This window comes from Candidatus Aquicultor secundus (genome assembly GCF_002791875.1).
GTDB lineage: Bacteria > Actinomycetota > Aquicultoria > Aquicultorales > Aquicultoraceae > Aquicultor_A > Aquicultor_A secundus.
Genome location: NZ_PFNG01000179.1, coordinates 1 through 7,124, shown reverse-complemented (window position 1 = coordinate 7,124; position 7,124 = coordinate 1). Strand labels below are relative to the sequence as shown.

Below are 7,124 nucleotides of genomic sequence, written 5' to 3'. Positions count from 1 at the left end.
TCTACCATTAATTGCTAAAAACGGAACTTGGGGTGCTAGAGAAATTAAGTTCCGAACGCAAGAGTTTTTAGTTGCCAAACACATTTTCTGGGCTCATATATGCGGCTTTTAAAGCTAGTGGAAAAGGCAAGAAAAACTAAACTGCTAAATTGCAGTTATCCTCGATCACGTTGGCAATCGTGTAGGTCTTACCAGAGCCGGTAATACCAAGGAGGGTCTGGTAATCCAGGCTCGCGTTAGCGCCGTCTACTAATTTTTTGATTGCGTTGGGTTGGATTAATCCGATTACCTTGCATATAACCTTAATACACGCTACGTTCGTAGTATTGGGAATATCCCAAACCTACCACTCGTAAACATATCAACCAAGTTATTACCAGCTTTTTGAAAAATGATTCCGGCCCATTTTAACGCACATTCATGCACTACATAGATTCCTGATCACTGACGCCTGTATTCAAAAGCAAAAAGAAGTTCGTAGATTCCTAAACGAAGGTTAAGGAATAACCGTAAACTCAGAATCGAGCAACCAGCCAGTAAGAACAAGCAATTGCCGTTAGGGGTTTTTGTCGTTGGTTTTATGCGGCACCTTGATAATCTACAACTTCAATTTCAACCTTTTGTTTCTTGGCTGCTTCGACGATTTCTTCTAGCTTGGCCGCTACATCGTCGGGGATGAACACACGTCGCATGTTGGGCATTTCATGTTTATTTGCCCTTCCATGGTCTGTTTAGGTTCCTACTTCCGTGGATGAGACCTAATATTACAATGCGAGATCTCTCAACGAGATAGATAAGTCTGTAATCTCTTACGAATAATTCGCGGATATTTGAATCGCTGAGTTCGGGCACAACCCGCCCTCGCTTGGGAAATTTACTAAGCGTATTGCTTGCGTCTAATATCTCACGAACAAATGAGGCTGCATATACGGCAGAATCCCTCGTGATATAATCAGCAAGCGCTTCAAGATCGGCAACAGCTTCCTCTGACCATATTATCTCTCGAGCCATTTTGACATCCGTGCTTTGACTTCTTGCTGTGAATAGATCCGCCCTTCATTTACATTGGCAAGACCGCGCTCAATTTTTTGCAGAACGTAAAGATGATATTGGATATCTTCAATGGTGCAGTCATCAGGCAAACGAGAGAGAAGATCGCTAACTTCCTTTTTCGCTGCATTCATAATTAATATCCTCCTCTTGACTATGAATTATACCACATCAATGAGCACGCATCCGTTTCAATCACGGCAATATTCTTGTAGCGAGTCGATATTGTTCCGCCATCTTTTACCTGGATATTGGAACAGCCGGTGCTGAACCAATCTGCTAAACCCATTCCACTCTCCCCTGCTAAACCAACGTGCTGTGGGTAGATTTGCTAAACCAAAGTTTTTCGCAGTGCTATAAAGCGTTCCTATATTTAAACTACACTACGAAATTAAAATTGGCTTGATTATATCATAAGGGATTTATTATACAAACAAGCGTTCGCCCTTAAAATAAAACTCTTAATAAACGTCGTCGGGGTTGTGGGAATGTGGTAAACCTGCTAGGGTTTTCCGAGCTTTTGTGGTAAACTGCCACGTTTTCCAGCAAAAGCGGCATTTCCATCATCCCTATATTAACACTAAAACGTTATGATGGTATGACGTCATGACAGTAAGGGGTTTTAGCAGCACTGAGGTTAGTAGGCTAGAATCTTATAGCAGCAAAGAGAATAACTACAGGAGTCTGGGCTGCGGATTGTCTTCTTCTATCTTGTTTTTGATAATGTCTACATACTGACCCGCTAAGATTGTAGCTTGCGAGGCTTCATCTTCAGATACCAGAGCTATGTCATAAACAACCTTATTTCGCTTAGCCCTCATACTATCGTAAGCCGCAGTGATGCCCTCGAATTTCTCACCTAAAACGAAGCTTGAAAAGTCAACGAGTGTCTTGTGGTGCCCCAATGCCGTCCTTGGTCGGTATCCCCTTGAGAGCATCAAGGCAAGTGTCGCCTTAAGCATGGCCTCATAGGCCAAGATAAAGGAAGAGTCGGTGTCAGTACCCAAAACCTTCCTACTCGCCTCTACGGATTTATAGGCTTTGTGGATCGTCACTTCAATTTGCTGATAGTTGACGGTTTGTTTCTTTAATAAACTAAAGTCAAATTCTCTGGCCATTTTTGATTAATTCAATTCTCTTGTTAGTAGTTATATCTTTAATAAAGGGATTGTCTGCCTTTTTCTTCTCGAAGAATTCTTTTTCGCTAATTAAGTCGAAGTTAACTTCTCTACCCAATATATCCTCTGCCTTACGAGCAGCTTTACTTAAAACATTATACTCGACATCACCGATTACAAAAAGATCGATATCGCTGTTGGCGTCTACTTCCCCTTTGGCAAAAGACCCATAAATAAAAGCTTCCTCAATTCCTGCAACGTCACCAAGAACCTCTTTTAATATCCGGGCGACGCCGAACGATTTAATCGCCAAACCTTTGATTTCAGCATACGTTGGATTCTCTTTGTTGACCGAGTAAAATTTCTGGATCCCCTTTTTTTGAGAAGTGACAATGCCTGCTTGTTCAAGCGTGTTGAGCGATTTTTGTGCACCCATTGGAGAAACGCCAATTAATCTGGCAATTTCCCTTATATAAAATTCCCGATCCTCATTGGCAAACAAGAGCCCCAATATCTTCTGTTTTGTTTTACTCATTAAATTAACCATAGCCGCACTGTATACTAATGGTATACAGTTGTCAACTTTGTGGATACGGCTTAGTTACGTATATTTGTTACTACTCCCCTTTGCATCCTCGGGATATTATTTCATACCTGATGAAAAAGTTAATAGTTTTTACTGGCCATAGTTGTTGGACTGTGGTAACCCGTTAAGGGTTTTCCAAACTTTTGTGGTAAACTGCCAGGTTTTCCAGCAAAAACGGCATTTACACAAGCTTGTTCTATACCGCTATAATTCTATGACAATCTGCCTTTTCCCTAGCAGATGAAGGGATCGAGCAGTATGTGTCACTTCTTAGCAAATACTCACAAAGAACACCTGGCGAGCTAAAAATAGACGTCATAACCGAAGATCCATCGGATAATATGTTTTTAGTCTGTGCAGTCGAAGGCAAGGCAGATTTTATTATTTCCGGGGATAATCATTTGCTTGATGTCGGCACTTATCAGGGAATTCAGATATTAACGCCGTGTGAATTTGTAAAGCAACTGAAGTCCTGAGATTTCGTGTTGCCGAAGCTATCCCGGTTGACTTACTAAAACAAGAGCAAAACCGTATCTCAAGTGAGCTCAGGGACGCTGAAACCAAATTAGATGCCTTGTCCCTGGTCGCGGATGAGAGGATTCGAACTGCCTAAATTCATGCCGTGGAACTACCGCTTCACGAAAAAGGCCCAGGATGATTGAACGATGGCGCCCTTGGTGGTCTTGCCTCTTATGACCGCGTAGTGGTAGCCGGGTTTTAGTTTGGCGATTCCGGAAGAATAGACATGTCTGTGGTCCGGTAAGAGGACAACGCGACCTCCGATGTCGCGGTAATCGAGCCTGAGCCGAAGCGTATCGATGTTAACCCCTTTTAAGTCACCAAAGACCGCCGCGATACAGGCCGTGTCCGTGGTCACATAGGAGGCATCCTCCGGATGATGCGCTGTGACATCCAAAGGCAGGCTGTTTAAGTCGTCGATAAAGTTTTTAAACGAGGTATTTTTAAAGATAATCGTGCGCTTCAAAAGCAGGGGCGACTGCTCTGCCGCCATGTTCTTGCCGGAGTTCACGGTAAAGGCCATCTTGTAGCCCGTATTCGCCACCGCTTTGACCACCCAGGAATTGTAAAGACCGTAAGGGTACGCAAAGTAGTCCATCCGTTTTTTAAGCACCTTCTCAAGCCAGATCTTTGAATCCTTCAGCTCGTGGGTCAGTCGTGCATTGTAGGCGGCAGACGTTTCGCCGTGCTTTATAATCAAGTTAGAGTGGGCCCAGGTGTGCGACTGAACGTCGAAGCCGTGCTTGTCGAGGTCGACTAAATCGCCCGCATTCATAAAGATACGGTTCTTAAAGTTTATGGTCTGCGGGTTAACGAAAAACGCCGCTTTAAACTTGTACTTGAGCAGGATGGGAATGGCGTTTTGGTACTGGTTTTTCCAGCCGTCGTCAAACGTAATGAGAACCGGCTTGTTAGGTAGCGGTTTTCCCTTGGTAAGATTTGCGTAGAGCTGATCTAGGGTTACCGTTTTATACCCCAAATCGGACAGCGTCTTCATCTGCCGGTCGAAGACATCCGGTGCGGTTGTGATGGAATTGGTTGGATTGGGCAGGATCTGGTGATAGAGCAAAACCGGGATAACCTGCCATACCGCCGTTTGCGTGCCCTCCTGTGCGCCCGCCTGGCCAACTGCTTGCGTGCTAACTTGTGCGGCCCCACTGCTGGCCCCACTGCTCTCAGCAGTAGCCGTGCCCGCTAAAGCAGCTTTACTTGCGGATGCGGTAGCGGTTGCCGTGCGTTCTTCTTGCGTGCTCGCAGTGACCGCCTTCTGTGAGCCCGCCTTGTGTGAGATGCATCCTCCCACAACCAGCATCACTGCAATAATAACGAGCGCCGGCTTCAGCCTGAAGGCATTCGAACCGGCCCCACCGCTAGGAGTAATCTTATCTACACTCTGTTCTATACTCTTTTTTGTAATAGTAAGCTTTTGCTTCAACGTATCGTTGTTCATCGTAACGTACCCGCTTGCTCGTCGTGCATCGCATTAAAGCATACTTCTAGGTTATCGGAGTCGATCCCAAATAATTTAGCCGCCTTCCGGCCTCAAGACGTGGTATCGTCCGGTTGTTTGTTTTCCCTGTTACCCTTATAATTCTTACTGACGCATGTGCTTATGCATGTAGTGATACAGTAATCTTTCTCCAACCGGTTATATGCGCAGATGAAAAATATTAAGCTACGAACCATCGCCTATTGTCAAAACAACCTGTATGCCATTATTGCCTTCGTTCTTTTAACCCTGGCATCGTTTTTTCTGCGATACAGGGTACTCCCTATTCTAACTCAGAACGCTACCCTTTTGCTAACCGCCGACGCCGATTCTGCCAGTTATTTACGGATGTTTGACCTGGCCGTTTCCCATTTTCCAAGGATGCCCGCGAGCATGGATTATTATTCAAGCTACCCCTGGGGATTCGCGTACGTGCTGCCCCCGATTTGGCCGTATATCCTGGCAAGCCTCTCTCTTTTGGTCTCGGCAATCGCGCGCATCGATGTACGGCAGGCGGCGGGCATTATTGTGCTGGCCCTCGGTATGGCGGCGACTGTTCCAATCTATTTTTTAGCCAGGGAGCTGTTCGGAAAAAGAATCGCTCTGGCCGCGGCGGCCTTTGCGCTTGTTCTTCCCGACTTCGCTCTTCTGCCGGCGCTTGGGGTTGATCACCATATCGCCGACGCCTTCCTCATCCCATCGGTCTTTGCCCTTTTCCTTGTGGCACAACGCTTGTTTATCGAACGACACATCAGGGGCTTTGTGCTTGCGGGGATATTCGGCGGGATGGCAATAGCGGCCTCGATGATGATGTCGCTCTCGCTCATCCTGGTCAACTCGATGGTGGCCCTTCCCGTTATCGTTGCGCTCTTTATCCTGGATAGAGAAGACGTTAAGGCCGCGCTCGCCTCGCTGGGCGCCCTTTTTGGCTTTGCCACCCTGACCCTGGTTATCTCGGCGCTTACCATCGCCTGGCCGGCGGGTGGCTTTGAGTTCAGCAAGCTCTCATATTTTCACATCGCCGCTTTCGGGGCGATCGCCGCTTTCGGGGCCCTCGGCTACGCCCTCCTTGCCGGCAGGATCAAGCTCTCTCACTTTAGGATTATCGCAGGGGTGGCGATCCTCACCGCGCTCGCACTTGCGGTGGCCGTACCGGCGGTCTCTCATGTGCTGCTTAAGGGGTACTGGCGAAGTATCGGCAGCTATCCTCTCGGCATGGACACGTTTGAACTCACGCCCCTTTTCAAGCCCGATGCAAGCTGGGCGCAGCGGTTTTTCTCGCCGCTTCTTTTCATTGCCCCCATCGCCGTACTCTGGCTTGCCGCGCGGGATTGGCGCCGTAACTACGTGAGTTTTAAGCACATCTTCTTTTACGTGATCTTTTCGTCACTGGGGTTTTATACGATCACGGTACGCTACTATAGCGATTTCTTATCGGTCTTCTTGGTGATCTCGTACGCCCTCTTTTTCTTTCTGGCGATCGATTATATATTCTCACAGTTCAAGGATTATCTGCCCGCATCACTAAACGCCAATTCGCTCTTTGCCCTGGTTACCGCAATCGCGGTTATAGTTGTGGCGTATCCCTTAACGGGAGCCACCCCCGGCCGGGTCGATCCCAACCTCTACGCGCTCTCCCGCTATATGCAGGAGCACACGCCATCACCGGGCGATTTTTCAAACCCGTCGAAAAAACCGTCTTACGGGATTATCTGCAATTGGAGCTGGAGCTTCCAGCTGGAATACCTTGCCGAGCGGGCTTGTGTGTCAACGGGAAACCATGAAAGCGGCATCAACGGCATCATCGCCGCCGAGAAATTCTACCAGATCCAAGACGAGGATGAGGCCTACAAAACGCTCCGCAACCTCGGCGTTCGCTATGTCGTGGGGGATAAAAAGTTCTCCGTCTGGTCGGGGGATATCGCAAGAATCGGCGAGCCGAGCGCGAACCCAAATGCGGCCGCGCGCGTGCTGCGCCAGGAGGAACTGAATATCGAGGAGGTCAGGCGTACCATGGCTTACCGACTGTGCTGGGAGGTAATAAAGCCGCCCCCAGAAGGAAAAGTCGAGCCGCTTCACCACTTCAGACTCCTTTATATTAGCGACGCCGATGCGAATTCCGCGCCGTTTATGCTCTTTGAGGCCGTAAAAGGCGCCCGCCTCACCATCAACGCCGAGCCAAACAGGCCGGTCGCCGTCCGGACGAGGATATGTGCCAACAACGGCCGGGTGCTCCCGTTTAGGATCATGGGCAGGACAAATGCAAGCGGCATCTTTTCGACTGTCGTCCCGTATCCATCCGAAACGGGCGAGGCAGTGAAATCCGAGCCGTACCGGGTGCAGGTCGGGTATAGCAGTCGCA

Annotated in this window: 7 protein-coding genes; 2 read left to right on the top strand and 5 right to left on the bottom strand. The window is 48.0% G+C overall.

Annotation, left to right across the window (positions count from 1 at the left end):
* Positions 1–708: 708 nt before the first annotated feature.
* The 4 genes from COY37_RS07685 to COY37_RS07670 all read right to left on the bottom strand — a co-directional run bounded on the left by COY37_RS07685 (position 709) and on the right by COY37_RS07670 (position 2,703).
* Complete coding sequence (locus COY37_RS07685; RefSeq protein ID WP_286679071.1) at positions 709–1,011, bottom strand: type II toxin-antitoxin system RelE/ParE family toxin; 303 nt, start codon at positions 1,009–1,011, stop codon at positions 709–711.
* Entirely contained in the window at positions 996–1,184 is a 189-nt protein-coding gene (locus tag COY37_RS07680) for a hypothetical protein (RefSeq protein ID WP_286679070.1), read from the bottom strand. Before COY37_RS07680 ends, COY37_RS07685 begins: the two co-directional genes overlap by 16 nt.
* Positions 1,185–1,724: 540 nt before the next feature.
* On the bottom strand, positions 1,725–2,105 hold the full coding sequence (locus tag COY37_RS07675; protein ID WP_286679069.1) for a hypothetical protein: 381 nt from the start codon (positions 2,103–2,105) through the stop codon (positions 1,725–1,727).
* A gap of 46 nt (positions 2,106–2,151) precedes the next feature.
* Positions 2,152–2,703 carry a nucleotidyltransferase domain-containing protein gene (locus COY37_RS07670; RefSeq protein ID WP_286679068.1) on the bottom strand — a complete coding sequence of 184 codons (552 nt, stop codon included), beginning with the start codon at positions 2,701–2,703 and terminating at the stop codon, positions 2,152–2,154.
* Between the two features lie 299 nt (positions 2,704–3,002).
* Here COY37_RS07670 and COY37_RS07665 point away from each other — a divergent pair, with 299 nt between their 5' ends.
* Entirely contained in the window at positions 3,003–3,230 is a 228-nt protein-coding gene (locus tag COY37_RS07665) for a putative toxin-antitoxin system toxin component, PIN family (protein ID WP_286679072.1), read from the top strand.
* Between the two features lie 152 nt (positions 3,231–3,382).
* Here COY37_RS07665 and COY37_RS07660 read toward each other — a convergent pair whose 3' ends face one another.
* Positions 3,383–4,723 (bottom strand): polysaccharide deacetylase family protein, encoded by a 1,341-nt coding sequence (locus COY37_RS07660; RefSeq protein WP_286679067.1) that lies wholly within the window; start codon positions 4,721–4,723, stop codon positions 3,383–3,385.
* A gap of 210 nt (positions 4,724–4,933) precedes the next feature.
* Between COY37_RS07660 and COY37_RS07655 the strand changes: the two genes are divergently transcribed.
* Positions 4,934–7,124, top strand: a 2,191-nt coding sequence (locus COY37_RS07655; protein WP_286977075.1) for an STT3 domain-containing protein, incomplete at its 3' end; no start/stop codon positions are given.

Coding starts and splice junctions, on each gene's coding strand:
- COY37_RS07685 (WP_286679071.1), bottom strand. CDS start 1,011: ATGGCTCGAGAGATAATATGGTCAGAGGAAGCTGTTGCCGATCTTGAA.
- COY37_RS07680 (WP_286679070.1), bottom strand. CDS start 1,184: ATGAATGCAGCGAAAAAGGAAGTTAGCGATCTTCTCTCTCGTTTGCCT.
- COY37_RS07670 (WP_286679068.1), bottom strand. CDS start 2,703: ATGAGTAAAACAAAACAGAAGATATTGGGGCTCTTGTTTGCCAATGAG.
- COY37_RS07660 (WP_286679067.1), bottom strand. CDS start 4,723: ATGAACAACGATACGTTGAAGCAAAAGCTTACTATTACAAAAAAGAGT.